Genomic DNA, 26,715 nt, shown 5'->3' on the forward strand with positions numbered 1-26,715 from the left:
CAGTCCGGGGACCGCATGGCGGCAAAGAACACGACGGCCGGCCGGCGAGATCGCCGACCGGCCGTCAGAGGCCCTTCACCCGCTCAGTGCGAGAAGTTGCCCCGGTAGTACTGGAACACGAACCCGATCATGCTCATGACGGTGCAGAACAGGCCGATGAAGAACAGCCACCAGCCGACCGCGAAGCCGAAGAACGTCAGCGCGGCCGACAGGCAGACGAACAGCGGCCACCAGCTGTGCGGGCTGTAGAAGCCGATCTCACCCGCGCCGTCGCTGATCTCGGCCTCCTTGTTGTCCTCCGGCTGGTCGCCGATGCGGCGCGCCGTGAACAGCAGGTAGTAGCCGATCATGAGAGCCAGGCCGACGGAGATCGCCATGGCGGTGGTGCCGGTCGGCTCCTTGGACCAGAACCAGTAGACCACGTCCGCGGCGGCGAAGAAGACGCCGCAGAGCAGGAACATCCACCCCTGGATCTTCATCGGGACTCCTCCACCAGCTCAGGCTTGGCGGTGATGTGCGGGTACTTGAGGTCGAACGCCGGGCGCTCGGACCGGATCCGAGGCAGCGACGTGAAGTTGTGCCGCGGCGGCGGGCAGGAGGTCGCCCATTCGAGCGAGCCGCCGAAGCCCCACGGGTCGTCCACCGTGACCTTGGGCGCCTTACGCCACGTCACCCACACGTTGTAGAAGAACGGCAGGGTGGACAGGCCGAGCAGGAGCGCGCCGGCCGAGGAGACCATGTTCAGGTCGGTGAAGCCGTCGGTCGCCGAGTAGTCGGCGTAGCGCCGGGGGAAACCGATGACGCCCAGCCAGTGCTGCACCAGGAAGGTCAGGTGGAAGCCGAAGAACAGCAGCCAGAAGTGGAGCTTGCCGATCTTGTCGCTCAGCATCTTGCCGGTGAACTTGGGCCACCAGAAGTAGAAGCCCGCGAACATCGCGAACACCACGGTGCCGAAGACCACGTAGTGGAAGTGGGCCACGACGAAGTAGGTGTCGCTGATGTGGAAGTCCAGCGGGGGCGACGCCAGGATGACGCCGGTCAGACCGCCGAACAGGAAGGTCACCAGGAAGCCGACCGCGAACAGCATCGGCGCCTCGAACGACAGGTGTCCCCGCCACATGGTGCCGATCCAGTTGAAGAACTTCACACCGGTCGGCACGGCGATGAGGAACGTCATGAACGAGAAGAACGGCAGCAGCACCTGCCCGGTCACGAACATGTGGTGGGCCCACACGGTGACCGACAGGCCCGCGATGGCGATGGTCGCGCCGACCAGGCCGATGTAGCCGAAGATCGGCTTGCGGCTGAAGACCGGGAGGATCTCGGTGATGATGCCGAAGAACGGCAGCGCGATGATGTAGACCTCGGGGTGACCGAAGAACCAGAACAGGTGCTGCCACAGCATCGCCCCGCCCGTGGGCGAGTCGAAGATGTGCGCGCCCAGCTTGCGGTCGGCCTCGAGAGCGAGCAGCGCGGCCGCCAGGACCGGGAAGGCCAGCAGCACCAGGATGCTGGTCAGCAGGATGTTCCAGGTGAAGATCGGCATCCGGAACATCGTCATGCCGGGGGCCCGCATGGTCAGGATCGTGGTGATGAAGTTCACCGCGCCGAGGATCGTGCCCAGACCGGACATCGCCAGGCCCAGCACCCACATGTCGCTGCCGAGGCCCGGCGAGGTCACCGCGTTCGACAGCGGCGCGTACGCGGTCCAGCCGAACGACGCGGACCCGTTCGGGGTGAAGAAGCCGCCGACGGCGATCAGACTGCCGAACAGGTAGAGCCAGTAGCTCACCATGTTCAGCCGGGGGAACGCCACGTCGGGCGCGCCGATCTGCAGCGGCATCAGCTCGTTGGCGAAGCCGGCGAACAGCGGCGTCGCGAACATGAGCAGCATGATCGTGCCGTGCATCGTGAACAGCTGGTTGAACTGCTCGTTGGACACGAACTGCAGCCCCGGCTGCGCGAGCTCGGCCCGCATCACCAGCGCCATGAGGCCGCCGATGAGGAAGAACACGAACGACGTGATCAGGTAGAGGTGCCCGATCACCTTGTGGTCGGTCGAGGACAGCCACTTGGCGATGACCGTGCCCTTGCGGTACGGCCGCGCGGCGAGGCCGACCGGTTGCTGGATGGCGGTCACTGCGCACTCCCCGCCTGGCTCTTGATGTACTGGTCGAACTCGGCCTGCGGGACGAGCTTCACGGAGAACAGCATCCTGCTGTGGTCGGTGCCGCAGAGCTCGGCGCATCGGCCGACGAAGACGCCCGTCTTGTCGAGCGTCGTGATCTGGAACTTGTTGTGCACGTTGCCCGGGAAGACGTCCTGCTTGAACAGGAACGCCGGCACCCAGAACGAGTGGATGACGTCGGGCGAGTGCAGGTCGAACTGGACCTGGGTGTTGACCGGCAGCACGAGCTGCGGACCCTGCGGGTTCTCCGGGCTCTGCTTGCTGAGGTCGACCGGCACGCCCGCGACCACGGCCTTCTGGCCCTGGTATTCGGTCGTGAAGCGCCAGCTCCACTGGTAGCCCTCGACGGCCACCTTGACCGGGGCGTCGTTGCTGATCCGCGTGATCTCGGTCTCGTCACGTGCCGTGAAGTAGAAGAAGACCGCGACCATGATGACCGGGACCACCGTGTAGAGGATCTCGATCGGCAGGTTGTAGCGCACCTGCGGAGGCAGCTGATCGGGGCTGTTCTTCTTCTTGCGATGGAAGATGCACGCCCACAGGATCAGTCCCCAGACGACCACACCGGTGGCGAGAGCCGCGATCCAGCTCCCGTTCCAGAGCGTCTGGACGATGCCGGCCTGCTTGGTGACACCTTCCGGCATGCCCCCACGGGACCACTGATCGATCGCCTGGTTGCTACACGCCGTCCCGGACGCCACCAGCAGCGCCAGGGCGGCGGCTCCGGGCAACCGGCGGCGTGCCCACGGTCGCCGTGTCGTACGGCGGGTCGGACTCACGGATCGCCTACCCCACAGATGAAGCCCAAGAGTTCCTCTCCTGGGCGATTTTTCCAATTGACCATTGGGTGAGACCTGCGCCAACCTTGCGGCCGGTCTGCCCTTTACTTGGTTGAGTTCACGCTGGGGGACACATTAGCGCGGACCGGCGCCGCCCCTCTGAGCAGCCCCCGTTAATGTCCTAACTGTGGCCTACCTGGACGCGGCTTCGACCGAACCTCTCCATCCCGCGGCCCGTGACGCCCTGCTGGCGGCGATCGACGCCGGTTGGGCCGATCCCGCCCGCCTGTACGGCACGGCACGCCGGGCCCAGATGTTACTGGAGCGCGCGCGGGCAGAGGTAGCCGAACTGATCGGCGCCCGGCCCGACGAGGTGTCGTTCACCGCCTCGGGGACGCAGGCGGTGCACCTGGGCGTGCTCGGCACGCTGGCCGGCCGCCGCCGGGCCGGGAACCGCCTCGTGGCGGGCGCCGTCGAGCACTCCAGCGTCCTGCACGCGGGCGCCCTCCACGAGCGCGACGGCGGCGAGGTGGAGATCGTCGGCGTGAGCCGTACGGGCCGGGTGGACGCGGACGCGTTCGCCGAGGCCGTCGCGCGGCCCGGCACGGCCCTGGCGTGCCTGCAGACGGCCAACCACGAGGTGGGCACCCTCCAGCCGGTCGAGGAGGCGGCGCGGGCCTGCCGGGAGGCGGGCGTGCCGCTGCTGGTCGACGCCGCGCAGTCGGCGGGCCGCCTGCCGGTCCCGGAGGGCTGGTCGGTCCTGACCGCGAGCGCGCACAAGTGGGGCGGCCCGGCCGGGGTGGGCGTGCTGGCGGTGCGCAAGGGCGTGCGCTGGCGCTCGCCCTTGCCCGAGGACGAGCGCGAACGGCGGCGCGTGCCCGGGTTCGAGAACGTGCCCGCGATCGTGGCCGCCGCCGCGGCGCTGCGCGCCCGGGCCGAGGAGGCGGAGGCCGAGGGCCGGCGGCTGTCCGCCCTGGTCGACAGGATCCGCGCCGAGGTGCCCCGGCTGGTGCCCGACGTGGAGGTCGTCGGCGACCCCGTCCTGCGGCTGCCGCACATCGTCACCTTCTCCTGCCTGTACGTCGAGGGCGAGGCGCTGCTCACCGAGCTCGACAAGGCCGGTTTCGCCGTCTCGTCCGGGAGCTCCTGCACGGCGAGTACGCTTCGTCCATCGCATGTTCTGGAGGCGATGGGCGTGCTTACGCATGGGAATGTGCGGGTATCGCTGCCCCGTGGCGCGTCCGAGGACGACGTCGATCGTTTCCTCGCGGTGCTTCCGGACATCGTGCGGCGGATCCGGTCGAGCTTGGGGGTGCACTGATGTGGCGCAGACGGACGGGCGGCGCCCGACGGTCTCCTGAGGCGGCTGCGGCCGAGCCCGCCCCGCCGGTCCAGCCGGCGGAGCCGCCCGCGCTGACGATCGACGCGCTGGGCCGCAAGTGCCCGATCCCGATCATCATGCTGGCCGAGCGCATCAACCAGGTGGCGACGGGCGGCGTGGTCGCCGTGCTGGCCGACGACCCCGCCGCGTTCACCGACGTCCCGGCCTGGTGCCGGTTGAAGTCACACGAGCACGTGGGGAGCTACGAGCTGCCGCAGGGCGGCTGGTCCATCCACGTGCGCCGCAACTACTGAGCGCCCGCCGTCAGGCGTAGTGGCAGCGGGCGTGCTGCCCCACCTCTCCGGCCGCGTCGGCGCCGTACGCCGCGGCGAAGCGCTCCAGGAAGACGCGCTGGCTCAGCTCGTACTCCTGGCAGCCGACCTGCTCCAGCACGTGGGTGGCGGTGAGGTTGCCGATCTGGCCGCAGCGCTCCAGCGACAGCCCCCAGGCGAGGCCCGCGAGGAACCCGGCGCGGAAGGCGTCGCCGACGCCGGTCGGGTCGGCCTTGCCCAGCTCGGGAGCCGGCGAGATGTGCAGCGACGGCTCGCCCTTCCGGTCGATCCTGGCGCCCTTCGGCCCGAGGGTGGTCACCCGGACGCCGACCCGGTCGAGGATCTCCTCGCCCGACCAGCCGGTCTTCTGCTCGATCAGCCCGAGCTCGTAGTCGTTGCTGAACAGGTACGCCGCGCCCTCCACGAGCTGGCGGATCTCCTCGCCCGGCATGCGGGCGAGCTGCTGCGACGGGTCGGCGGCGAACGGGATGCCCCGCTGCCGCGCCTCGTCGGTGTGCCGCAGCATCGCCGCCGGGTCGTTGGGGCTGATCAGGACGAGGTCGAGCCCGCCGAGACGGTCGGCGATCGGGCCCAGCTCGATCTCCCGCGCCTCGGCCATCGCGCCGGTGTAGAACGAGGCGATCTGGTTGTGGTCCTCGTCGGTGGTGCACAGGAAGCGCGCCGTGTGGTGCAGCTCGGAGACGTGCACCGATTCGCAGTCGACGCCGTGGCGCTCCAGCCAGGAGCGGTAGTCGGCGAAGTCGGTGCCCACGGCGCCGACGAGGACCGGGGTGAGCCCGAGGCAGCCCATGCCGAACGCGATGTTGGCCGCGCATCCGCCACGGCGGATCTGCAGTTCGTCGACGAGGAACGACAACGACACCCGGTCGAGCTGCTCGGCGATGAGCTGGTCGCCGAAGCGGCCGGGGAACGTCATCAGATGGTCGGTGGCGATTGAGCCGGTGACGGCGATGCGCACGGGGTCATTCTCCTCGTTGTCAGCATCAGGGAGACAAGGGCGGGGACGTTGATCCCGCCGAACCTTCTGAGCGTACCGTCTCCGGCATGACGACGCCCCGTACGGAAGCGATCCGTACGGGGCGTTCGACCCACCCTTGAGCGCGGCGCGACCCGGCGCGCGCCGGGCACGCGCTCGCTGTCAGTTGAACGAGTCGCCGCAGGCGCACGACCCCGTCGCGTTGGGGTTGTCGATCGTGAAGCCCTGCTTCTCGATCGTGTCGACGAAGTCGACCGTGGCCCCGATGAGGTACGGCGCGCTCATCCGGTCGGTGACGACGTTCACGCCGCCGAAGGTGGAGACCACGTCGCCGTCCATCGACCGGTCGTCGAAGAAGAGCTGGTAACGCAGGCCGGAACAGCCACCCGGCTGGACGGCCACCCGGAGCTGCAGCCCTTCCTCGCCCTGCTGCTCGAGCAGGCTCTTGACCTTGGCCGCGGCCGCGTCAGTCAGGATCAGGCCCTGCTGCGTGGTCTCGCTGCTCTCAACCGTCATGTGCTGACTCCCGCGTCTGCGCCAACCGCCCTTCGGGGCGGTTCGATTGGTTCTGACGTCCTACTAGACGCTACCAACACCCGTGCAGCCCTACACATTCCAGATGCCCCACAGGCGACCGCGCGACGAACCAGGCGACGTGATGTGTAATGATTAGTCGTCAGTTAGACGATAAGTCCCCGAGGGGGTGTGGTCGTGACGATCACCGAGACCGGCCTTCCGCTCTTCATCCTCGGCCGGGGCACCGACCCGCACAGCGAACGCGGCGTCGACTGCCCGGGCGAGCTGCCTCCAGCGTCCGATCCGACCCTCGTGGAGCGCGCCCGCGTCGCCAAGGAACGGCTCGGCGACCGGTTGTTCGTGCTCGGTCACCACTACCAGCGTGACGAGGTCATCCAGTTCGCCGACGTGACCGGCGACTCGTTCAAGCTCGCCCGCGAGGCCGCCGCCCGCCCCGAGGCGGAGTACATCGTGTTCTGCGGTGTCCACTTCATGGCCGAGTCGGCCGACATCCTGACCAGTGACACCCAGAAGGTGGTGCTCCCCGACCTGGCCGCCGGCTGCTCGATGGCCGACATGGCGACCTTCACCCAGGTCGAGGACTGCTGGGACGCCCTGGAGGACGCCGGCATCGCCGACCAGGTGGTGCCGATCACGTACATGAACTCCAGCGCCGACATCAAGGCGTTCTGCGGACGGCACGGCGGCGCCGTGTGCACCTCCTCGAACGCCAGGCGAGCCCTCGACTGGGCCTTCGAGCAGGGCGAGAAGGTGCTGTTCCTGCCCGACCAGCACCTGGGCCGCAACACGGCCGTGCTGGAGATGGGGCTGTCGCTGGACGACTGCGTGGTCTACAACCCGCACCGCCCGAACGGCGGCCTCACCCGGGAGCAGCTGGAGAACGCGAAGATGATCCTGTGGAAGGGCCACTGCTCGGTCCACGGGCGCTTCTCCGCCGCATGCGTGGACGAGGTGCGCGAGCGCATCCCCGGGGTGAACGTGCTCGTGCACCCCGAGTGCCGCCACGAGGTCGTGACCAAGGCCGACTACGTCGGTTCGACCGAATACATCATCCGCAAGCTGGAGGAGGCCCCGGCCGGGTCCTCGTGGGCCGTCGGCACGGAGCTGAACCTGGTGCGCCGGCTGGCGAACCGGTTCCCCGACAAGACCATCACGTTCCTGGACCGGACCGTGTGCTATTGCTCCACCATGAACCGCATCGACCTGCCGCACCTGGTCTGGGCGCTGGAGTCGCTGGCCGACGGCGAGGTGGTCAACCAGATCACCGTCGACGAGGACACCACCCACTGGGCCAAGGTCGCCCTCGACCGCATGCTGGCCCTGCCGTAACCGTCGTAACAGCGGCCCCATGACGCAGGGCGCCCCCGGATCTCCCGGGGGCGCCCTGCGTTTCCGTGCTTCTCCATGTCGTCCGGGGTGTCCGGGGTGTCCGGGGGTTGTCCCGGCGTTCCACGGCCCCTGCCGCGGATCCGGTCCGTGCGGATCCCGGCCTCAGATCTTGGCGCGCTCGCGCCACCAGTCCAGCAGGGCCGTGTCGCCCTCGACCGCGCCGGGCTCGCGCCGTCCCCACAAGGTCAGCATCAGGTCGCCGGTCGTCTCCGCGCGCACGGTGACATTCGCGCTGACATTCGCGGTGACATCCGCGCTGACATCCGCGCTGACATCCGCGGTGCCATCCGCGGTGACCGCATCCGGCACGCCGAGCCGCTCGTACGCGAACCCCTGGGGCATGAGCCGTACGAGCCAGGCCCCGCCCGTCTCCGCCCGCCAGGAGATCGTCTCACCGTCGCCCTTCAGCTCGGCGATCTGGGAGCGCCACCGGGCGTGCGGAAGCGTGTCGAAGAACTCCGCGACCCCGTCGGCCGCGACGTCCTCGTCCACCTCCGGGGTGATCCCGAGGGCGATCTCGGCGTCGGCGCGGTGGACGACGGTCTCGTGGAGCTGGCGGCGCGACCAGAACCGGGCGGTGCGGTTCGGCGTCCAGTTCCACACCTCGGTCTCCGGGTCGCGGCTCTTCAGCGCCTCGGTGAGCCGTACGGCTCCCGCCTCCAGCCAGTCGGCGTGGCCGGCGAAGTCCTCGGGGAAGCCGTGGTCCATCGCCGCGCGGTCGTACCGGCGGACGGCGGCGTCGCGCACCATCGCGGCGGCCCACCGGTGGATGGCCCCCGTGTGCTCGACCAGCTCTCTGAGGTCCCATCCCGGGCAGGTCGGCACGGGTGTCGTCCCGTCCCGTCCCCGTACGGCCTCGGCCATCCGGCCGATCTCCGCGGCGGCGGCCTCGGTGTGCCGCAGGTGGGTCCACTCGGTCATGGGGGCTCCCAAGGAGTCAGAGGCCCGGGGCGCCCCAGACGGGAAACCAGCTCGCGAGTTCGGGTTCGATCGGGAGCTCGCGGTCCAGGACGCCGCGCACCTGCAGTTCCAGCGCGTTGTCGCGGCGCGGTTCGCCCATGGGGGCGAAGGGGTAGAACGTGCCGCGCTTGTAGAGATACACGATCGCCAGCTTCCGGTGGGAGGGGTCGGCGAAGGTGACGAGCGAGCACAGCAGCGAAGGGCCGAACCCGGCCGACTCCAGGGACGAGTTGGCGGCATGCAGGTCGGTCACGAGCCCGGCCACGTCGGGGTTGCGCACCTGCAGCCAGGTGTAGCCGTAGGAGTCCCGGGAGACCTCGACCCTGCCCATCAGGGCCTCGATGTCCTGTTCGAGCCGGGCGAAGGCGCCGCCCTCGGCGGCGCGGAAGCACACCGACCCGGTGCCCGCGGGGGCGAAGCCGGTGGCGGCCTGCAGCGTCACGGCGGCCGACGGCAGGGCGAACAGTGCGTCCAGGTCGGGCCTGGCGGGCTTGGAGCGGCCGAGCAGCGAGTCGAACCAGCCCATCAGCGTCCCCTCATCAGCGGCCCAGCGCGGCGGCGATCCTGGCGAGCTGGTCCAGCCGGCGCTCCAGCGGGGGGTGGGTCGACAGCAGCGAGGCGATGCTCTGGCCGGAAACGGCGGGCGCGAAGAAGAAGGCGTTGAACGGCTGCGCCTCGCGCAGGTCCCTGGTCGGGATCCTGCCGATCTCGCCGCTGATCTTGACCAAAGCGCTGGCCAGGGCGCTCGGCTGCTGCGTCAGCAGCGCGCCCGCGCGGTCGGCGGCCAGCTCGCGGTAACGCGACAGCGCCCGCGTCAGCAGGAAGCTGACGGCGTAGACCAGGCCCGAGACCGCGAAGATGATCAGCCCGATCGGGGGCCCGTTGTCGTTCCGCCGGCCGCCCAGACCGGTGTAGAGCGCGAAGCGCGTCATCAGACCGGCCACGACCCCCAGGAACGAGGCGATCGTCATCACCGCCACGTCGCGGTGGGCCACGTGCGACATCTCGTGGGCCAGCACGCCTTCGAGCTCCCGCGTGTCGAGCCTGCGCAGGATGCCGGTGGTCACGCAGACCACCGAGTTCTTCTGGTTGCGTCCGGTGGCGAACGCGTTGGGGAGATCCGAGTCGGCGATCGCCACGCGGGGCTTCGGCATCCCCGCCATCGCGCTCAGCCGGTCGATGATGCCGTGCAACTCGGGAGCCTCCTGCGGGGAGACCTCCCGCCCGTGCATCGCGAACAGCGCGATCTTGTCGGACAGGAAGTACTGCGCCAGCAGGAGGCCCCCGGCGATCACGAGCACGGTGACCGCACGTACGCCCACCGCGACCAGGACGGCCACGAACGCGACGTAGAGCAGGCCGAGCAGGAACATCGTCACGGTCATCCGGACGGTGAGGCCGCGATCTGGGGCGAAGCGCGTGGAGGCCATCAGCCAGGGATGAGCCCGGTGTCCCCGAGCATCTCCCGCACTTCCTCGATCGAGGCGTCGGCCGGCGGCAGGATCAGCTCGGACGGCTCCAGCGAGTCGTCCGGCAGGGCCTTGCCGACATGCCGCACCTTGTCGAGGAGCGCGTGCAGCTTGGTGCGGAACTCGGTCTCGTCGCCCGACTCGATCGCGGCTTCCAGCTCGCTGTCGAGCTCGTTGAGGACGTCGATGTCGGCGGCGCCGATCTCGACCTGTCCCTCGCCCATGATTCTGACGATCACAGTCCCTCCCCCGGCTGGCGCAGCTGCTGCGTGTGCTGCTGCTGGGTGGACGGGGCGGCCTGGCCCTGCTGGCCCGGCTGCCCCTGCTCGATCGCGCTCCTGGGCGCCGGGCCCTGGCCGAGCTCGGCCTTCATCCTGGCGAGCTCCAGCTCGATGTCCGAACCGGCGCCCATGCGGTCGAGCTCCGCCTGGATGTCGTCGCGCTGCCCGGTGAAGTCGTCGAGAGCGCCGCTGGCGAGCAGCTCGTCGATCGCGCCCGCGCGCGCCTGCATCTGCGCGGTCTTGTCCTCGGCCCGCTGGATGGCCAGACCGACGTCGCCCATCTCCTCCGAGATGCCGGAGAACGCCTCGTTGATCCGCGTCTGGGCCTCGGCCGCCGTGTAGGTGGCCTTGATGGTCTCCTTCTTCGTGCGGAAGGAGTCGACCTTGGCCTGGAGCCGCTGGCTGGCGAGGGTGAGCTTCTCCTCCTCGCCCTGGAGGTTGCTGTACTGGATGCGCAGGTCGGCGATCTGGGCGTTGAGACCGTTGCGGCGGGTCAGCGCCTCGCGGGCCAGATCCTCACGCCCGGCCGACAGGGCCTGCCTGCTCTGGTTCTCCAGCTTCGCGGCCTGCCCTTCGAGCTGGTTGATCTGCAGCTCCACCCGCTTGCGGCTGGTGGCCACGTCGGCCACGCCCCGGCGGACCTTCTGCAGCAGCTCAAGCTGGCGCTGATAGGAATAGTCCAGCGTCTCCCGCGGATCCTCCATCTTGTCCAGGGCCTTGTTGGCCTTGGACTTGAAGATCATGGAAAGTCTCTTCATCACGCTCATGCGCGTCGGCCGTCCCCTTCTCCAAGGTTGTGCATGGGTGACCCCAGCCGTCTCAAACCCCTTGTCAGGCGGCGCTGCCGCCTGGGTTCACCCTACGCATAACGCGCGAGGGCGTCACTAAGTTGCACTCCCGGTAGGCTGAGCGACGTGTTCCGACGTCGCACTCAGACCTCTGCGGAGGACTCCCCCGTCCCTGTAGAGGATCCTAAGCCCCACGGCACCCCGGGTAAGGGCCGTCCTACCCCGAAGCGGAGCGAGGCGCAGGGCCGCCGCCGCTCCCCGGTGACCGCTCCGGCCAACCGCAAGGAGGCCTACCGCCTGGCACGCGAGCGCGACAAGGCGCTGCGCGCCAAGCAGCGCGAGGCCATGCTGCGCGGCGACGAGCGCGCGCTCCCGGCACGCGACCGCGGCCCGGTGCGCAAGTTCGCGCGCGACTGGGTGGACTCGCGGCGGCTGCCGGGGCAGTACTTCCTGCCCGTCGTGTTCGTCATCATGCTGCTGTCGATGGTGCCGTTCCCGATCCCGGTGCGTTCGGCCGTCATGCTGCTCTACACGCTGTCCCTGCCGGTCGTGATGGTGCTCGTGCTGGCGAGCTCCTTCTACGTGGCCGGGAGGGTGAAGAAGGAGGCGGCGGCGAAGTTCCCGGGCGAGGACCTCAAGGGCGTGGGCTTCTACGCCGCGATGCGCTCGTCCCAGATGCGCCGCCTGCGCTTCCCGAAGCCGAACGTCCTGCCCGGCGGGCTGCCGGTCGCCGTCAAGAACACGACCGGCACGGCCGGCGCGAAGAAGTGACCCGCACGACCGCCTGAACCACACAGTCGGATTCGGGCCATCGGGTTCGGGCTGTCTTACCCGGGGTGCCCAGGTCGCCCGGGCCTGGGCCGCCCGGGTGATCCGGCCTGCCCAACGCGGGTTGTTCACCCTTCCCGCCCTGTTCGTCCGGGCCGCCCGGGTGATCCGGCCTGCCCAACGCGGGTTGTTCACCCTTCCCGCCCTGTTCGTCCGGGCCGCCTGGGTGTCCGGCCCGGTCAACGCGGCTGTCCGGCCCACTCCCAGTCGAGGACGCCCCCGCGCACCACGGGGGTCCACCCGCCCACCGGGCCGCCCTCCGCGAGGCCGTCCGCCGTGGCCTTGAGCAGCGCGTAGTACGACGGCCACTCGTTCTCGAAGTGGGGCGCATCCCGGTCCGCCGAGCCCACCCCGCCCGTGGCGGAGTCCGTCACGAGATAGTCGCCGTCGTCGGAGTTGCAGGCGAAGGGGATGCCCCCGCCCATCCGGCACGCCTCGGGCCAGGAGGAGACCAGCCCGCGGGCGCCCAAGAGTGCGTAAGAGGGCGAGAACCGGAACCCGGCCGTTCCCCGGGCTCCGTCGTGGCGCAGCAGCGAGGCCCGCAGCGAGTCGGGGATGCGCGTCCCCATCCGCGCCTCGGCCGTCGCCACCAGCCGCCGGGTGGCCGGGCCGTTCAGCGAGGCGTACGTCCTGGGCGCGTGCGCCTTCAGCCACCTCTCTATCCGGCGCCACTGCCGGTTCACCGCGGTCGTCACGCGCCGGGAGACCGGCCGTACGACGGGGGTCGCGGACGCCCTCCGGACCCCGCACTTGGGAGCGGGGGACGGCGCCTGTGACACGGCCTCCGCGCCCACGGGAGCGGTGGACGGCACGACGTTGCCGACCAGGCCGCACGTGTCCGCGAGGCAGGGCTCGGCGTGCTCCTCCACGTATCCCTCCCCCACCGTCTCACCACCGGAAGGCACGTGGTTCCCCGCCATCGTGCAACCGTCCGCGAGGCAGGGGCCGGCGGGGTCTCCCGCGTACGCGGTCGAGCCGGACGACGCCCCGGGCCGCGTGCCGAACACGGCGCTCTCCAGCGCCTGCGACGTGAGCACGAGCAGGCCGAGCGCGACGAGCCCGGCCGTCCAGCGGCGCGCCCTGCGCCCGTGCGGCCCCCGCAGCCGCGCCAGCCCGTCGAGGAGACGCGCGACCGGCGCGCCGGCCTCCGGCCGGTCGTACCTCGCGAGATCCTCGCTCGTGGGCCATCCGAGCACGGGCTCGGAGCCGCGCCCGGCCGGCTCTCCCGTCTCCTGCGGCGAGGCGGCCGGCCGCGCAGCCGGGACCGGGCGAGGAGCGGCCTGTACGGCGATACGGCGGCGGCGGACGGCGACGAACCCTATGGCGACACCGGCGACCAGCGCGACGGCCAGAGCCAGCCGCGCGGGGCGAGAAGCGATCAACCGGCGCACGCCGGGCACCCTACCGCCAACTACCCGGAAGAGTGACTCGGTGTCGTGATCTAAGGTCGGACCATGGAATACCGTCATCTTGGCCGCAGCGGCCTCATGGTCAGCGAGATCAGCTACGGCAACTGGATCACCCACGGGTCGCAGGTGGAGGAGGACGCCGCCGTCGAGTGCGTCCGCGCGGCTCTGGACGAGGGCATCACGACCTACGACACCGCCGACGTCTACGCCGGGACCAGGGCCGAGGAGGTCCTCGGCCGGGCGCTGAAGGGCATCCGCCGCGAGTCGCTGGAGATCTTCACCAAGGTCTACTGGCCGACCGGCGAGGGCAAGAACGACCGTGGCCTGTCCCGCAAGCACATCATGGAGTCGATCAACGGGTCGCTCCGCCGGCTGCAGACCGACTACGTCGACCTCTACCAGGCGCACCGCTTCGACTACGAGACGCCGCTCGAGGAGACCCTGCGGGCCTTCGACGACCTCGTACGCCAGGGCAAGGTGCTCTACGTCGGCGTCAGCGAGTGGACGGCCGACCAGATCGCCCGCGCCTTGAAGATCGCCGACGAGATGGGCTTCGACCGCCTGGTGTCCAACCAGCCGCAATACTCGATGCTCTGGCGGGTCATCGAGGCCGAGGTCGTGCCGCTGTGCGAGAAGGAGGGCCTGGGCCAGATCGTCTGGTCGCCCATCGCCCAGGGCGTGCTGACCGGCAAGTACCTGCCCGGCCAGCCGCCGCCGGCCGGATCCCGCGCCACCGACCCGTCCGGCTCGGGCTTCATCGGCCGGCTGATGGACGACGAGCTGCTGCGCCGGGTGCAGGACCTCAAGCCGATCGCGGCCGACCTGGGGCTCTCGATGGCCCAGCTCGCCGTGGCGTGGGTGCTGCAGAACCCCAACGTGTCGTCGGCCATCATCGGGGCCACCAAGCCCGAGCAGGTGCGCGACAACGTCAAGGCCGCGGGTGTGAAGCTCGACGCCGAGGTGCTCAAGAAGATCGACGACGTGCTCGGCCCGGTCGTGGAGCGCGACCCGGCCAAGACCGTCAGCCCGCCGGCGCGTCCGTGACGCCGTCCGCGGTCATGCCGGATCGGTGATCGTCGCGGGGGCCTGGCCACGATCGTCGTGGTCCCGGCCCCCGCGGGGCTCACTCGGCGCGCAGGGACATACCCGAGTATTCGACCCGCTCGTCCTCCATCAGCGTGACCTGCTCGACACCGGCCTCGAGCAGCTCGCGCCAGCTCTCCCCCAGCCACGACTCCGCGTCCGACTGGCTGGAGAAGATCTCCCGGGGCAGCGGCCGGTCCGTGACCTCGCCGCCGTTCGCGTCCTCGTAACGCCACCGCCAAATCATGCGCACCCGCTCCTTCGGTTCCTCGCCGCCCCGCGCCGGGACTTCACGCCGGGGCCGGTGCGGCACAAAGACCGTGCAGCCGGACCCTATCCTCTCTTCCCTGCGTCCAACCTTCCCCACTGACGCGGGGCAGCCCGGCGACACGTACGCGGAAAGGGAGCGGCATGGAGATCCGCCTGGAGGGCACCGGCGGCCCGGAGGGCTGGCCCGTCCCCGGCTGTCCCTGCGCGTCCTGCGGCAGGCTCGCGCCCGGCCACCGGCGTCCGTCCTCGATCGTTCTCGACGGCCGCGTACGGCTGACGGACGGCCACCCGCCCGACGGGTACGTGATCCGCGAGACGGCCGACGGGCGCGAGGTCACCGGGCCCGACGGCGGCCGCCTGCTGTACGCCGTGGGCCCCGCCGGCGGCTCACCCGGCCGGGACACGGACGCGCCCTTCGACGTGGTGCTCATGGACCTGCCCGACCGCCCGGAGCGGCTGGGCGACCTGCGCCGCCGCGGACGGGTCACGCCCGCGACGCGGATCATCGCGGTGCACCTCGGCCACCGCGTCCCCGCGGAGAGCGAGCTGGCCCGCCGGCTCGGTTTCTGGGGCGCGGCGGCCGTCCCCGACGGGACCGTCGTGCGCACCGCGAGCGCGGAGGCGGCCCCGCGGGCGCTGCCCCGGCGGACGCTGCTGCTGGGCGGGTCGCGGTCGGGCAAGTCCGAGGAGGCCGAGCTCCGCCTGGCCGCCGAACCCGAGGTGACCTACGTCGCCACCGGCCCCTCGGGCGGCGACGACCCGGCCTGGCTCGCCCGCGTGCGCGCCCACCGTGAACGGCGCCCGGCGCACTGGCGAACCGTCGAGACGACCGACCTCGTGTCGGTCCTGTCCGGCGGCCCGGGGACGTTGCTCGTCGACGGGATCGGCACCTGGCTCGCCGCCGTGTTCGACGAGTGCGCCGCCTGGCCGGACGGCACGGCCTCGACCGGCCACCGCGCCGCCCTCGACCGGGTGGCGGAGCGATGCGAGGCGCTGACGGCCGCCTGGCGCGGCACCCGCGCCCGGGTGGTGGCGGTGAGCGACGAGGTGGGCCTCGGGGTGATTCCGGCCACCCCGGCGGGACGGCTGTTCCGCGACGCGCTCGGCCGGCTCAACCAGGCCCTCGCCCGCGAGTCCGAGGACGTCGCGCTAGTGGTCTCCGGCCGGGTCGTCCCGCTGCCCCTCTGACAACTACGATCTCCCCTCGTGCCCGGCGAACCCTCTCCCGTACGCGGCCCCGGCGCGGCCTGGCGGCTCGCGGTCGGGACCCTCACCGTCCTCCCCGTACGGCCGGTGGAGGTCGACCGCGCCGTGGCGGGACGCGCGATGTCGCTCGCGCCGTTCGTCGGCCTGCTGCTCGGCCTGGCCGCCGCCGTGGTGCTCGTGGTCGCCGGCGCTCTGTCGGGCTCGCAGCTGCTCGGCGCCGTCCTCGCCGTGGGCATGCTGGCGTGGCTGACCCGGGCCCTGCACCTGGACGGCCTCGCGGACCTGGCCGACGGGCTCGGCAGCGGCAAGCCGGCCGACGGCGCGCTCGACGTGATGAAGCGCTCCGACATCGGCCCCTTCGGGGTGGTCACCCTCGTGATCACCCTGCTCGTGCAGGTGGCCGTGCTGGCGCGGGACGACACGGCCGCCTGGGTCGCGCTCGTGGCGGCCGCGGCGACCGGCAGGCTGGCCGTCACATGGGCCTGCCGCGACGGGGTGCCCGCCGCCCGGCCCACCGGCCTCGGCGCGCTCGTCGCCGGCACCGTACGGCGCGGCGCCGCGCTCGGGGCCACCGCCGCGACGGCGGCAGTCGTGGTGGTGCTCGCCCTCGTGGCGGCCTCCGGCCCGTCGCTGCTGGAGTATTGCCGGCCGTCCGGTCTGCCGAACCCCTTCGGCGACGCTCCTCCCACGTTGGTCACCTACTCCGAGCTGACCTACGAGCCCCTCACCGGCACGGACCTGGGACCCGGCGGGCTGCTGCACCGCCTGTCGGTCGATCCCTACCTGACCACGACGGCCGGGCTGCTGCTCGCTATGGCCGCCGGGCTGGGGGCGGCGGCGCTGCTGCGCCGCCGTGCCGTACGGCGGCTGGGCGGCGTCACCGGCGACGTGCTCGGCGCCCTGGTGGAAACGGCCACGACCGTCACGCTGCTGGTCGCCGCCCTGCTGCTGTGAGGGGCGTGGACGCGCCGGTCGGCGCGGCACGGCTCAGCACGGCACGGCTCAGCGCGGCACGGCTCAGCGCGGCACGGCGACGGGGCGCAGCCGATAGACGGCGAGGACCAGCGCCGCGAGCAGCACCCAGCCGACGATCCCGGTGATCCCGGCGAGCGCCGCGTTCGGCGGGGCGTCCGCGTCGCCGAGGAGCAGCGCCTGGCCCGCCACGGCGTTGATCGAGCCGTGCGCGATGACCGCGGGCCACACGCTGCGCGAGCGCAGCCGCAGCCAGCCGAGCAGTGCGCCGAAGATGACGCAGAAGCCGATGAACACCACCGCCGCCCAGGCGCCGAGCGCCGGATAGTTGTAGCCCTTCAGCGTGAGGGGGGCATGCCAGAGGCCCCAGATCACCCCCGACAGCACCACCGCCGGCCACACCCGGGCGGGCCGCCACTTCGCCGGGCCCTGCGCCGGCGACCCGGATGCGAGCGCGGGCGCGGGGGTGAGCGCAGGGGTGAGCGCGGGGTCGCCGAGCAGGCGCGGCAGCAGCCAGCCCCGCCAGCCCCACTCCTCTCCGAACGCGGGGATCGCGTTGACGAACGGGGCGATCAGCACGCCCTGCACGACCTGCAGGGCGTACATGACCCGCGGGTCCAGCGGCACCTTGTCGAGGGCCGCGCCCAGTTGCTCGCGATAGAGGCTGAGCCCGGCGACATCGAGGCGCACCACGCCGACGGCGGCGCTGACGAGGAGGGCGAGGGCCACGAGCACCGGCACGCCGAGCAGCGCCGCCACCAGGAGCGGGGCCGTCGTGCTCCGGTCGGGCCCGAGCGTGAGCCCGGTCGCCCGCGCCCATTCCTTGAACGGCGTGCCGCGCCGCCGGACGAGCCACACGGCCAGCACGCCCAGGGACGGCGTGAACATCATCACCAAAGCGGTGAGCTGGAAGGCGACCGGGCTGAAGGGTCCCGTCCACAGGGGCGACGCGATCAGCCACGAGGCCCCGAACGCGACGAGGAGGAAGAGCCAGACGTCGGAGTGGCGCCGGATCACGGGCATCACCTTTCACCAGAGCTCGGATGGGGGGTCGGACGAAGGCGTGCCCGGCGCTCGGGCACGCGGGTCAGGGCGATCGGGTGCCGTGGCGGGCCACGAGGGCGTTGAGCAGGGCCGCGCCGCGGTCGGCGTCGTCCACGCTGATGGCGAGCTGCCCGCCGGAGGTGTAGCGCACGACCAGGCACGCGCCGCCGCGGACCATGATCGTGGCGCGCCCGGGGAGGCCTCGGTAGCCCCATCCGCCCACCTGGGACGGATAGCGCTCCTCCACCCAGGCGCGGTCGATCCGGTCGAGCGGCACCCGCCGCGCGGGCCACCGCAGCGGGCCGAACGCCACCCGCATGCCCTCGGAGCTCACCCTGACCGAGACGGTCGAGAATGCGAACCCGGCGAGGGCCACGACGGCGAGCACGGCGGCCGTCTGCCAGGCGTGGCCGGACAGGCCCATGAGCCTGAGCACGGCGAACGCGGCCGACGCGGCCAGCGCGGCGCCGGAGAGGACGAGCAGCAGCGGGGCCGACGCCGACGACACCCACACCACGCGCCGCCCCGGCGCGAGGTCGGGTACGGCCGCGTCCGGCGCGGGCGGCTGCTCGTCCGGCCCGCGACGTGCCGCCCAGCCCGCGAGCATCGCGCACGCGACGGCCACGGCGACGACGAGAATCGCCTGCCAGGTGATCGGAGCCGCGTCCTGCCACCGGGACCTGCCGAGGTTCGCGGCGATCGACACGGCCTGCACCCCGATCAGGAAGATCCCGCTCCAGGCGAGACCCGCGACGATCCCGGACCGGCCCGCCCGCGAGGTGACGAGGTGCCGCCGCCGCCCGAAGCCGAGGCACGACGCCGCGAGCACCGCCCAGAGCACCAGGGGGACGACCGTGAGGATGACGGCCGGAGCGGATCGGTCGGGCCCGCCGGACGGACCCCAATGGGTGGCCACCGGGTCCGGCAGGCGATCGGAGAACACCAGTGGCACCGCGACGAGCACGGCGGCCACCAGGATGAACCAGGCGGCGCCGGCCAGCAGGAATCGGGTGCGGAAGACGGTCGCGGAGGTGTCCTTCGTCTCGGTCATGCCATTTCCTTGCCGACGTCCTTGACCAGGGCCACGACGTCATCGGAGGTGAGGCCATACCTGGCGGCCTCGTCGAGCAGGTCGCGCACACGCGTCCGCAGCGCCGTACGGCCGTCCGGCCGCCGCAGCACGGACACGCCGCGCCCGCGGCGGAACTCCAGCAGGCCCTCGTCGCGCAGGTCGCGCAGCGAGCGCAGCACCGTGTTCGCGTTGACGCCCAGCGCGTGGGCGAGATCGCGGGCCGGCGGGAGCCGATCACCGGGGGCGATGTCCCCGGCTCCGATCGCGCGCCGTATGGCGGCGGCCACCTGTTCGTGCAGGGGCCGCGGATCGTTGAGATCGAGCGTGAGCAACATAGTGCTAGTGACATTAGCACCATAAGCCGGAAAGGTCGAGATGGTGCTACTTTTATTGGCACCATCGGGATTACCGATAGGTAGGATGAACCCTCGTTTATGCGTAGCCGAGTCAGCCCAGCTAGCATCGGCTCACGTGACCACAGTGCGCATAAACGCATCTGACGCGGTCTCCATCGAGACCAGTGCTCTCATAATCGGCGTCCACACGACCCCGGAGGGTCCACGCCCGGCTCCCGGAGGCGAAGGCCTCGACCAGGCCCTGGACGGACGACTCGCCGAGATCCTCACCACAATGGGGTTCACCGGCAAGGCCGAAGAGGTCGTGAAGATCCCCACTCTCGGGGCGCTGCCCGCGCCCGTCGCCGTCGCCGTGGGCCTCGGCGACGCGCCGCAGGACGGCGCCGAGGGCGGCTACGACCTGGAAACCCTGCGCCGCGCGGCGGGAGCGGCCGTCCGCTCGCTCGCCGGCACGGCGTCCGCCGCGCTCGCCCTGCCCGCCCGTACGGCCGCCGAGGTGGAGGCCGTGGCGCTGGGCGGTCTGCTGGGCGCCTACGACTTCACGCGCTACCGCACCAACGGCGACCGCAAGCCGCCCGTCGGCGAGCTGACCGTGCTGTCCGGCGCGGCCGGGGCGGAGGAGGCCGTCGCGCACGCGACGACGCTCGCCGGCTCGGTCACCCTCGTCCGTGACCTGGTGAACACGCCGCCGTCCGACCTGTGGCCCGCGCGCTTCGCCGAGATCGCCCAAGAGACCGGGGGGGAGGCCGGTCTGTCGGTCGAGGTGCTCGACGAGGTCAGGCTCAAGGAGGACGGCTACGGCGGCATCATCGGCGTCGGCCAGGGCTCGGTCAACCCGCCCCGCCTGGTCCGCGTCGCCTACGGCCACCCCGAGGCCACCCGGAAGGTCGCGTTCGTCGGCAAGGGCATCACCTTCGACTCCGGCGGCCTGTCGCTCAAGCCCTCCGCGTCCATGGACTGGATGAAGTCGGACATGGGCGGAGCGGGAGCCGTGTTCGGCGCGCTCCTCGCGATCGCGCGGCTGGGCCTGCGCGTCAACGCGGTCGGCTACCTCTGCCTCGCGGAGAACATGCCCTCGGGCAGCGCTCAGCGCCCCTCCGACGTCCTGCACACCTACAGTGGCAAGACCGTCGAGGTGCTCGACACCGACGCCGAGGGCCGCCTGGTGCTGATCGACGGCATCGCCCGCGCCGCCGAGGACCAGCCCGACGTGATCATCGACGTCGCCACCCTGACCGGCGCCCAGATCGTGGCGCTCGGGTGGCGTACGGCCGGCGTGATGTCCAACGACGACGACCTGCGCGAGGAGATCGTCCGCATCGCCGGCGAGCAGGGCGAGGCCGCCTGGGGCATGCCGCTGCCCGCCGAGCTGCGCAAGGGGCTCGACTCCGCGGTGGCCGACATCGCCAACCTCCAGCCCGAGCGGTGGGGCAGCATGCTCGCCGCGGGCATCTTCCTGCGGGAGTTCGTGCCCGCGGGCGTCCGCTGGGCGCACGTGGACATGGCCGGGCCGGCGTTCAACAAGGGCGAGCCGCACGGCTACACGCCCAAGGGCGGCACCGGCGCGATGACCCGCACGCTCGTCGCCGTCGCCGAGCGCTACGCGGGGAACGGCACGTCCGCGCAGGCTGTTTAAACGATAAAGAGCCCCGCGGGCTGTTCGGAGAAGGAAGCCGGCCCCGACGCGGCGTGCCCGCGCGGGCCAGGGCCGGGGCCACGATCTTCCAGGACAAGTGAAAAGATGCTGCCGGGTCCACCCGGCGGTGCGAATACGACCAAGGAGCATTCCAGTGGCTGATGGCAGCGGCCCCTACGACATCGTCGTCCTAGGTGGCGGTAGCGGTGGATACGCCTGTGCCCTGCGGGCGGCCGAGCTCGGCATGAACGTCGTCCTCATCGAGAAGGACAAGGTCGGGGGCACGTGCCTGCACCGCGGCTGCATCCCCACCAAGGCGCTGCTGCACGCGGCCGAGCTCGCCGACCAGGCTCGCGAGGGCGAGTCGTTCGGCGTCCGCACCCGGCTGGAGGGCATCGACGTCCCCGGCGTCCACGCGTACAAGGACAAGGTGATCGGGGGCCTCTACAAGGGTCTCGCCGGGCTCATCAAGAGCAAGAAGATCACCGTGGTCGAGGGCGAGGGCCGCCTGGCCGGCCCCGGCCGCGTCGTGGTCGGCGACCAGGTCTACGAGGGCCGCAACGTCGTGCTGGCGACCGGCTCGGTGCCGAAGTCGCTGCCCGGCCTCGACATCGACGGCGAGAAGGTGATCAGCAGCGACCACGCGCTGGTCCTCGACCGCGTCCCGTCCTCGGTCGTCATCCTGGGCGGCGGCGTCATCGGCGTCGAGTTCGCCAGCGTGTGGCGCTCGTTCGGCGCCGAGGTCACGATCGTCGAGGCGCTGCCGCACCTGCTGCCGCTGGAGGACGAGTCCAGCTCCAAGCTGCTGGAGCGCGCCTTCCGCCGCCGCGGCATCAAGTACGAGCTGGGCGCCCGCTTCGAGAGCGTCAAGACCACCGACACCGGGGTCGTCGTCTCCCTGGAGAACGGCAAGACCCTCGACGCCGAGATCATGCTCGTCGCCGTCGGCCGCGGCCCGGTCTCGGCCGGCCTCGGCTACGAGGAGAACGGCGTCGCGATGGAGCGCGGCTACGTGCTGGTCAACGAGTTCTGCCAGACCAGCGTGCCGGGCGTGTACGCCGTGGGCGACCTGATCCCCACGCTGCAGCTCGCCCACGTCGGCTTCGCCGAGGGCATCCTGGTCGCCGAGCACATCGCCGGGCTCAACCCGGTGCCGATCGACTACGACGGCGTGCCGCGCATCACCTACTCCGAGCCCGAGGTCGCATCGGTGGGCATCTCCACGTCGGTGGCCCGCGAGCGTGGTCACGACGTCGTCGAGCTGAGCTACAACCTCGCCGGCAACGGCAGGAGCAAGATCCTGCAGACGCAGGGCGAGGTCAAGGTCGTCGCCGAGCGCGACGGCCGGGTGCTCGGCGTCCACATGGTCGGCAGCCGGGTGGGCGAGCTGATCGCGGAAGCCCAGCTGATCTTCAACTGGGAGGCCACGCCCGTCGACGTCGCCCAGCTCATCCACCCGCACCCGACGCAGTCCGAGGCTCTCGGCGAGGCCATGCTGGCCCTGGCCGGCAAGCCGCTGCACGTCCACAACTGAAGCCCTCCTAGCGAACGCGAGAGAAGACACACCATGCCGGTCTCCGTAACCATGCCCCAGCTCGGCGAGAGCGTTACCGAGGGCACCGTCACCCGTTGGCTGAAGAAGGAAGGCGACCGCGTCGAGGCCGACGAGCCGCTCCTCGAGGTGTCGACCGACAAGGTCGACACCGAGATCCCGTCGCCGTCCGCCGGCTACCTCACCAAGATCATCGTCGCTGAGGACGAGACGGTCGAGGTCGGCGCCGAGCTCGCCCTGATCGACTCCGAGGCGGGCGCCGCTCCGGCCGCCGCCGAGCCGGCGGCTCCGGCTCCCGCTCCGCAGCCCGAGCCCGAGCCTGCTCCGGCCCCCGCGCCGGCCCCGCCGGTCTCGTCGATCCCGCAGCCCGCGCCCGCCGTGGTGACGCCGCCGGCGCCCCCGGCGCCCGCCCCGGCTCCGCAGGCCCAGGCCGCCCCGGCCCCGCAGGCCCCGGCCGCCCCGGCTCCGCAGGCCCCGGCCGCGCAGCCGAGCGAGCCGGCCCCGCTGCCCTCGTCCGGCGAGGGCCCGTACGTCACGCCGCTGGTCCGCAAGCTCGCCGCCGAGCACGGCGTCGACCTCGACTCGCTGACCGGCACCGGCGTCGGCGGCCGGATCCGCAAGCAGGACGTGATCGAGGCCGCCCGCGTCCAGCGCGAGCAGGCCGCGGCCGCCGCTGCCGCCACCCCGGCCCCGCAGGCCCCGGCCGCCCCGGCCCAGGCGCCCGCCGCCCCGGCCGCCGCCGCGCCCGCCGCGTCGGAGGTGCGGGTGGACACCACGCTGCGCGGCCGTACGGAGAAGATGTCGCGCCTGCGGCAGACCATCGCCAAGCGCATGGTGGAGTCGCTGCAGGTCTCGGCCCAGCTCACCACCGTGGTCGAGGTCGACGTCACCCGCATCGCCCGCCTGCGCGAGCGGGCCAAGGAGGAGTTCCAGCGGCGCGAGGGCGTGAAGCTGACCTTCATGCCGTTCTTCGCCCTGGCGGCGGTCGAGGCGCTCAAGCAGCACCCGAAGCTGAACGCGACGATCAACAGCGAGACGAACGAGGTCACCTACTTCGACGTCGAGCACCTCGGCTTCGCGACCGACACCGAGCGCGGCCTGCTCGTCCCGGTGATCAAGAACGCGGGCGACCTCAACATCGCCGGGCTCGCCCGGAAGATCGCCGACCTGGCCGAGCGCACCCGCACCAACAAGGTGAGCCCGGACGAGATCACCGGCGGCACGTTCACGCTGACCAACACCGGCAGCCGGGGCGCGCTGTTCGACACGCCGATCCTCAACCAGCCGCAGGTCGGCATGCTGGGCACCGGCGCGGTCGTCAAGCGCCCGGTCGTCGTGGACACCCCGGAGGGCGAGGTCATCGCGGTCCGCTCGATGGTGTACCTCGCGCTCAGCTACGACCACCGCCTGGTCGACGGCGCCGACGCGGCCCGCTTCCTCACGACGATCAAGCACCGTCTCGAGGAGGGCCGCTTCGAGGCCCAGCTCGGCCTGGCGTAGCCGTACGCCGCAGGCGGCGCGAGCCGCACTCCCGGACACCACAGGGCCGTCCCGCGCTCGGCGGGGCGGCCCCGTTCGTTTCCGGGTAGTGATCCGTGCGTGGAGACGATGACGACAGTGGTGACAGGCTCCTCGGGGCTGCTCGGAACGGCCCTGGTGAGCGCGCTGCGCGCCGACGGGCACCAGGTGCGCCGTCTCGTACGACGCGCGCCCGCCGGGCCCGACGAGTGCTTCTGGGACCCGGAGGGCGACGTGCTCGACCCCGCGGCGCTCGAAGGCGCGGACGCGGTCGTCCACCTGGCCGGCGCCGGCATCGGCGAGCGCCGGTGGACCGAGGCGTACAAGCGGGAGCTGGTCGGCAGCCGGGTCAGCGGCACGCACGTCCTCGCCACCGCGATGGCCCGCGCCGAGCGCGGGCCGCGGGTGCTGCTGTCCTCCTCCGCGATCGGCTTCTACGGCGACACCGGGGATCGCGCCGTGGACGAGTCCGCGCCGGCCGGCACGGGCTTCCTCGCCGATCTGGCACGCGCCTGGGAGGCCGCCACCGCGCCCGCCGAAGAGGCGGGCGTGCGGGTGACGCTGCTGCGCAGCGGGATGGTGCTCAGCGGCCGGGGCGGCGCGCTCGCCCGGATGCTGCCGATCTTCAAGATGGGCGCGGGAGCCGTGCTCGGCAGCGGCAGGCAGTACACGTCGTGGATCTCACTGCCCGACTGGGTGGACGCGGTCCGCTTCCTGCTCGCGCACGACCTGACCGGGCCGGTGAACCTCACGGCTCCCGAGCCGGTGACCAACGCCGAATACACCGCCGCGCTCGCCAGGGCGCTGCGCCGCCCGACGATGCCGCTGCCCGCCCCGCGTCTCGCGCTGCGCCTGGCGCTCGGGGAGTTCGCGGACGAGGCCCTGCTCGCCGGTCCGCGGGTGCTCCCCCGGCGGCTGCTCGACGCCGGTCACCGGTTCGCCCATCCCACCATCGGCGAGGCGCTGGCCGCCGTACTCTGAAGAGTCACTCGATCCGGGAACAGGAGCATGGGCATGAGCCGCATCGGGCAGTCGCACATCGTCGCCATCGGAGGCGGATCGTTCCGGCAGACGGAGCGATACGGGTTCATCGAGCCGACCGCCCTGCTGCGTTACGTCCTCGACCTCACCGGTCAGGACCGGCCCAAGCTCGGCCTGCTCGCCACCGCCACCGGCGACGACGCCGACTGGCTGCTCAAGATGTACGGCGCGTTCGCCCGCTGGGACGTCGAGGTGAGCCACCTGACGGTCTTCCCGATGCCGAACGTCGAGGACCCCCGCGAGTGGATCCTGGAGCAGGACGCGATCTACGTGAGCGGCGGCAGCGTCGCCAACCTCGCCGCCCTGTGGCGGCTGCACGGCCTGGACGAGGCGTTCGCCGAGGCGTGGCGGGCGGGCATCGTGCTGTCCGGGCAGAGCGCCGGCGCGCTGTGCTGGCACGTCGGCGGCAACACCGACTCGTTCGGGCCGAAACTGCGGCCCTGGGCCGAGGGCCTGGGCCTGCTGCCGTACTCGTGCGGCGTCCACTACAACTCCGACCCGCAGCGCCGGGCGCTGCTGCACGAGTCGGTCGCGTCGGGCGAGCTGCCCGAGGGGTACGCCGCCGACGAGGGCGTGGCGCTCCACTACGTGGGCACCGAGTTCATCCAGGCCGTGACCACCGACCCGCAGGGGTACGCCTACCGGATCGAGCGGGACGGGTCCGCAGTGAAGGAGCTGCGTATCGAGCCCCGGCTGCTGACCTCTACGCTGTGAACGTGAAGGGCGATGGGAACGTGAAGGGCGTGGCCATCGTCCGCCTCGGCGTCGACGTACCGTACGAGCAGGCGTGGACCCTGCAGCGGCGGCTGCACGCCCGGCGGGTGGCCGACGAGATCTCCGACCTGTGCCTCATGCTGGAGCACGCCCCCGTCTACACGGCGGGCAAGCGGACGCTGCCGCACGAGCGCCCGGTCGACGGCACTCCGGTCATCGACGTCGACCGGGGCGGGAAGATCACCTGGCACGGCCCGGGGCAGCTCGTCTGCTACCCCATCATCCGCATCGGCGACGTGACCTCCTACATCCGGTTGCTGGAGGAGGTCCTGATCCAGGTCTGCGCCGACTTCGGGCTGACGGCGCGCCGCGTGGAGGGCGCCGGCGGGGTGTGGGTGCCCGGCGACCCCGCGCACGGGCTGCCCGACCGCAGGATCGGCACGATCGGCATCCGGGTCTCCGGCGGGGTCACCATGCACGGCTTCGCGCTCAACTGCGTCAACGACCTGAGCTGGTACACCCGCATCGCGGGCGACGACGCCGGGGTCACGTCGCTCGCGGCCGAGACCGGGCGGCGGATCATGGTCGACGAGGTCATCCCGTTCGCCGGAAAGCGCCTCGCCGAGGCCCTGGGCGAGGAGCCGTACGACCTGTACGAGGAGGACCTCGCCTGACGCCTACGCGCCGCGGCCCTTCCGGCGGATCTTGATCTGCCGCATGTCGGTCACCGCCAGGTGCAGGATCTCGTACGGGTGCCCGTGCGCGTCCAGCGCGGCCATCGCCCCCAGTGCGGCCTCGTCCTCGCCGTCGTCCGGCCCGGCGGGCACCTGGCAGCGGAAGGTGAAGGCGGACACGCTCGCGTCGTGGGTGAACGTGCCGCCCTCGATGTAGCCCATGCCGCCCGCCGCCGTCACCGCCGCCCGCCCGGCGTCGTCGAGCCCGGTGAACTTCCCTCTGATCGTCACTCTGAACA

General features: G+C 71.7%; 29 protein-coding genes. 13 read left to right on the forward strand and 16 right to left on the reverse strand.

Translation table 11 applies throughout. The annotated features are described in order from the left end of the window. Positions 1–83: 83 nt before the first annotated feature. Genes FLV34_RS02255 through coxB form a run of 3 tightly spaced genes read right to left on the reverse strand, consistent with a single transcriptional unit; the run spans position 84 to position 2,832 of the window. Complete coding sequence (locus tag FLV34_RS02255; protein ID WP_142644898.1) at positions 84–479, reverse strand: cytochrome c oxidase subunit 4; 396 nt, start codon at positions 477–479, stop codon at positions 84–86. Then, positions 476–2,140, reverse strand: a complete 1,665-nt coding sequence (ctaD, locus tag FLV34_RS02260) for a cytochrome c oxidase subunit I (protein ID WP_260617001.1) — start codon at positions 2,138–2,140, stop codon at positions 476–478. The genes FLV34_RS02255 and ctaD overlap by 4 nt, the downstream gene beginning before the upstream one ends. Continuing rightward, the gene (gene coxB, locus FLV34_RS02265; protein ID WP_240970787.1) at positions 2,137–2,832 is read right to left on the reverse strand and encodes a cytochrome c oxidase subunit II; all 696 of its coding nucleotides are present in this window, start codon (positions 2,830–2,832) and stop codon (positions 2,137–2,139) included. Before coxB ends, ctaD begins: the two co-directional genes overlap by 4 nt. A gap of 322 nt (positions 2,833–3,154) precedes the next feature. Between coxB and FLV34_RS02270 the strand changes: the two genes are divergently transcribed. Next, positions 3,155–4,288, forward strand: coding sequence for a cysteine desulfurase family protein (locus tag FLV34_RS02270; RefSeq protein ID WP_142644895.1), 1,134 nt, complete (start codon positions 3,155–3,157; stop codon positions 4,286–4,288). Next, the gene (locus tag FLV34_RS41255; protein ID WP_168065533.1) at positions 4,288–4,602 is read left to right on the forward strand and encodes a sulfurtransferase TusA family protein; all 315 of its coding nucleotides are present in this window, start codon (positions 4,288–4,290) and stop codon (positions 4,600–4,602) included. The genes FLV34_RS02270 and FLV34_RS41255 overlap by 1 nt, the downstream gene beginning before the upstream one ends. Positions 4,603–4,612: 10 nt before the next feature. Here FLV34_RS41255 and FLV34_RS02280 read toward each other — a convergent pair whose 3' ends face one another. Beyond that, the gene (locus FLV34_RS02280; RefSeq protein WP_142644894.1) at positions 4,613–5,599 is read right to left on the reverse strand and encodes a carbohydrate kinase family protein; all 987 of its coding nucleotides are present in this window, start codon (positions 5,597–5,599) and stop codon (positions 4,613–4,615) included. 180 nt (positions 5,600–5,779) lie between these two features. Then, a complete protein-coding gene (gene erpA / locus FLV34_RS02285; RefSeq protein ID WP_079313357.1) occupies positions 5,780–6,133 on the reverse strand; it encodes an iron-sulfur cluster insertion protein ErpA in 354 nt (117 codons plus the stop codon). Positions 6,134–6,328: 195 nt separating this feature from the next. Here erpA and nadA point away from each other — a divergent pair, with 195 nt between their 5' ends. After that, positions 6,329–7,483: a quinolinate synthase NadA gene (gene nadA, locus FLV34_RS02290; protein WP_221889844.1), complete on the forward strand. Its 1,155-nt coding sequence runs from the start codon at positions 6,329–6,331 to the stop codon at positions 7,481–7,483. Between the two features lie 162 nt (positions 7,484–7,645). On the opposite strand, the gene FLV34_RS02295 is transcribed toward nadA, so the two are convergent. From FLV34_RS02295 to FLV34_RS02315, 5 genes are read right to left on the reverse strand one after another with little or no spacing between them, the layout of a single operon-like run. Continuing rightward, the gene (locus FLV34_RS02295) at positions 7,646–8,464 is read right to left on the reverse strand and encodes a maleylpyruvate isomerase family mycothiol-dependent enzyme (protein WP_147942237.1); all 819 of its coding nucleotides are present in this window, start codon (positions 8,462–8,464) and stop codon (positions 7,646–7,648) included. A 16-nt stretch (positions 8,465–8,480) separates the two neighbouring features. After that, entirely contained in the window at positions 8,481–9,029 is a 549-nt protein-coding gene (locus tag FLV34_RS02300) for a hypothetical protein (protein WP_142644891.1), read from the reverse strand. Between the two features lie 13 nt (positions 9,030–9,042). Continuing rightward, positions 9,043–9,933, reverse strand: coding sequence for a zinc metalloprotease HtpX (gene htpX, locus FLV34_RS02305; protein WP_142644890.1), 891 nt, complete (start codon positions 9,931–9,933; stop codon positions 9,043–9,045). Continuing rightward, entirely contained in the window at positions 9,933–10,211 is a 279-nt protein-coding gene (locus tag FLV34_RS02310; protein ID WP_142616785.1) for a hypothetical protein, read from the reverse strand. The genes htpX and FLV34_RS02310 overlap by 1 nt, the downstream gene beginning before the upstream one ends. Then, the gene (locus tag FLV34_RS02315) at positions 10,208–11,020 is read right to left on the reverse strand and encodes a PspA/IM30 family protein (protein ID WP_142644889.1); all 813 of its coding nucleotides are present in this window, start codon (positions 11,018–11,020) and stop codon (positions 10,208–10,210) included. Before FLV34_RS02315 ends, FLV34_RS02310 begins: the two co-directional genes overlap by 4 nt. A gap of 147 nt (positions 11,021–11,167) precedes the next feature. Between FLV34_RS02315 and FLV34_RS02320 the strand changes: the two genes are divergently transcribed. After that, the gene (locus tag FLV34_RS02320) at positions 11,168–11,812 is read left to right on the forward strand and encodes a DUF3043 domain-containing protein (protein WP_142644888.1); all 645 of its coding nucleotides are present in this window, start codon (positions 11,168–11,170) and stop codon (positions 11,810–11,812) included. A gap of 236 nt (positions 11,813–12,048) precedes the next feature. On the opposite strand, the gene FLV34_RS02325 is transcribed toward FLV34_RS02320, so the two are convergent. After that, positions 12,049–13,260: a hypothetical protein gene (locus tag FLV34_RS02325; protein WP_142644887.1), complete on the reverse strand. Its 1,212-nt coding sequence runs from the start codon at positions 13,258–13,260 to the stop codon at positions 12,049–12,051. Positions 13,261–13,323: 63 nt separating this feature from the next. On the opposite strand from FLV34_RS02325, the gene FLV34_RS02330 reads away from it, so the two are divergent. Continuing rightward, positions 13,324–14,322: an aldo/keto reductase family protein gene (locus FLV34_RS02330; RefSeq protein ID WP_142644886.1), complete on the forward strand. Its 999-nt coding sequence runs from the start codon at positions 13,324–13,326 to the stop codon at positions 14,320–14,322. Positions 14,323–14,401: 79 nt separating this feature from the next. On the opposite strand, the gene FLV34_RS02335 is transcribed toward FLV34_RS02330, so the two are convergent. Then, positions 14,402–14,608: a hypothetical protein gene (locus tag FLV34_RS02335; RefSeq protein WP_079313380.1), complete on the reverse strand. Its 207-nt coding sequence runs from the start codon at positions 14,606–14,608 to the stop codon at positions 14,402–14,404. 164 nt (positions 14,609–14,772) lie between these two features. Here FLV34_RS02335 and FLV34_RS02340 point away from each other — a divergent pair, with 164 nt between their 5' ends. Together FLV34_RS02340 and FLV34_RS02345 are read left to right on the forward strand one after the other, a co-directional pair. Next, on the forward strand, positions 14,773–15,819 hold the full coding sequence (locus FLV34_RS02340) for a bifunctional adenosylcobinamide kinase/adenosylcobinamide-phosphate guanylyltransferase (protein WP_142644885.1): 1,047 nt from the start codon (positions 14,773–14,775) through the stop codon (positions 15,817–15,819). An 18-nt stretch (positions 15,820–15,837) separates the two neighbouring features. Next, positions 15,838–16,791, forward strand: coding sequence for an adenosylcobinamide-GDP ribazoletransferase (locus FLV34_RS02345; RefSeq protein WP_142644884.1), 954 nt, complete (start codon positions 15,838–15,840; stop codon positions 16,789–16,791). 63 nt (positions 16,792–16,854) lie between these two features. Here the strand turns inward: FLV34_RS02345 and FLV34_RS02350 are convergent, their stop codons facing one another. From FLV34_RS02350 to FLV34_RS02360, 3 genes are all read right to left on the reverse strand, one after another. Beyond that, positions 16,855–17,832, reverse strand: coding sequence for a CPBP family intramembrane glutamic endopeptidase (locus FLV34_RS02350; RefSeq protein ID WP_187280516.1), 978 nt, complete (start codon positions 17,830–17,832; stop codon positions 16,855–16,857). A gap of 64 nt (positions 17,833–17,896) precedes the next feature. Next, positions 17,897–18,904 carry a DUF1648 domain-containing protein gene (locus FLV34_RS02355; RefSeq protein ID WP_147942238.1) on the reverse strand — a complete coding sequence of 336 codons (1,008 nt, stop codon included), beginning with the start codon at positions 18,902–18,904 and terminating at the stop codon, positions 17,897–17,899. Next, positions 18,901–19,260, reverse strand: a complete 360-nt coding sequence (locus tag FLV34_RS02360) for a GntR family transcriptional regulator (RefSeq protein ID WP_142644882.1) — start codon at positions 19,258–19,260, stop codon at positions 18,901–18,903. The genes FLV34_RS02355 and FLV34_RS02360 overlap by 4 nt, the downstream gene beginning before the upstream one ends. Positions 19,261–19,396: 136 nt before the next feature. Between FLV34_RS02360 and FLV34_RS02365 the strand changes: the two genes are divergently transcribed. The 6 genes from FLV34_RS02365 to lipB all read left to right on the forward strand — a co-directional run bounded on the left by FLV34_RS02365 (position 19,397) and on the right by lipB (position 26,416). Then, positions 19,397–20,917, forward strand: coding sequence for a leucyl aminopeptidase (locus tag FLV34_RS02365; protein ID WP_260616999.1), 1,521 nt, complete (start codon positions 19,397–19,399; stop codon positions 20,915–20,917). Positions 20,918–21,071: 154 nt separating this feature from the next. Further along, positions 21,072–22,451: a dihydrolipoyl dehydrogenase gene (gene lpdA, locus FLV34_RS02370; protein WP_142644880.1), complete on the forward strand. Its 1,380-nt coding sequence runs from the start codon at positions 21,072–21,074 to the stop codon at positions 22,449–22,451. Positions 22,452–22,484: 33 nt separating this feature from the next. Next, on the forward strand, positions 22,485–23,969 hold the full coding sequence (sucB, locus tag FLV34_RS02375) for a 2-oxoglutarate dehydrogenase, E2 component, dihydrolipoamide succinyltransferase (RefSeq protein ID WP_147942239.1): 1,485 nt from the start codon (positions 22,485–22,487) through the stop codon (positions 23,967–23,969). Positions 23,970–24,077: 108 nt separating this feature from the next. Beyond that, entirely contained in the window at positions 24,078–24,968 is an 891-nt protein-coding gene (locus tag FLV34_RS02380) for a TIGR01777 family oxidoreductase (protein ID WP_147942240.1), read from the forward strand. 33 nt (positions 24,969–25,001) lie between these two features. Continuing rightward, entirely contained in the window at positions 25,002–25,742 is a 741-nt protein-coding gene (locus FLV34_RS02385) for a peptidase E (protein WP_147942241.1), read from the forward strand. 2 nt (positions 25,743–25,744) lie between these two features. Continuing rightward, complete coding sequence (gene lipB, locus FLV34_RS02390; protein ID WP_260616998.1) at positions 25,745–26,416, forward strand: lipoyl(octanoyl) transferase LipB; 672 nt, start codon at positions 25,745–25,747, stop codon at positions 26,414–26,416. A 3-nt stretch (positions 26,417–26,419) separates the two neighbouring features. Here lipB and FLV34_RS02395 read toward each other — a convergent pair whose 3' ends face one another. After that, positions 26,420–26,707, reverse strand: coding sequence for a DUF6204 family protein (locus FLV34_RS02395; protein WP_260616997.1), 288 nt, complete (start codon positions 26,705–26,707; stop codon positions 26,420–26,422). Positions 26,708–26,715: the final 8 nt, after the last annotated feature.

It is taken from the genome of Microbispora sp. CSR-4, from assembly GCF_008033685.1.
In the GTDB taxonomy this organism is placed as follows: domain Bacteria; phylum Actinomycetota; class Actinomycetes; order Streptosporangiales; family Streptosporangiaceae; genus Microbispora.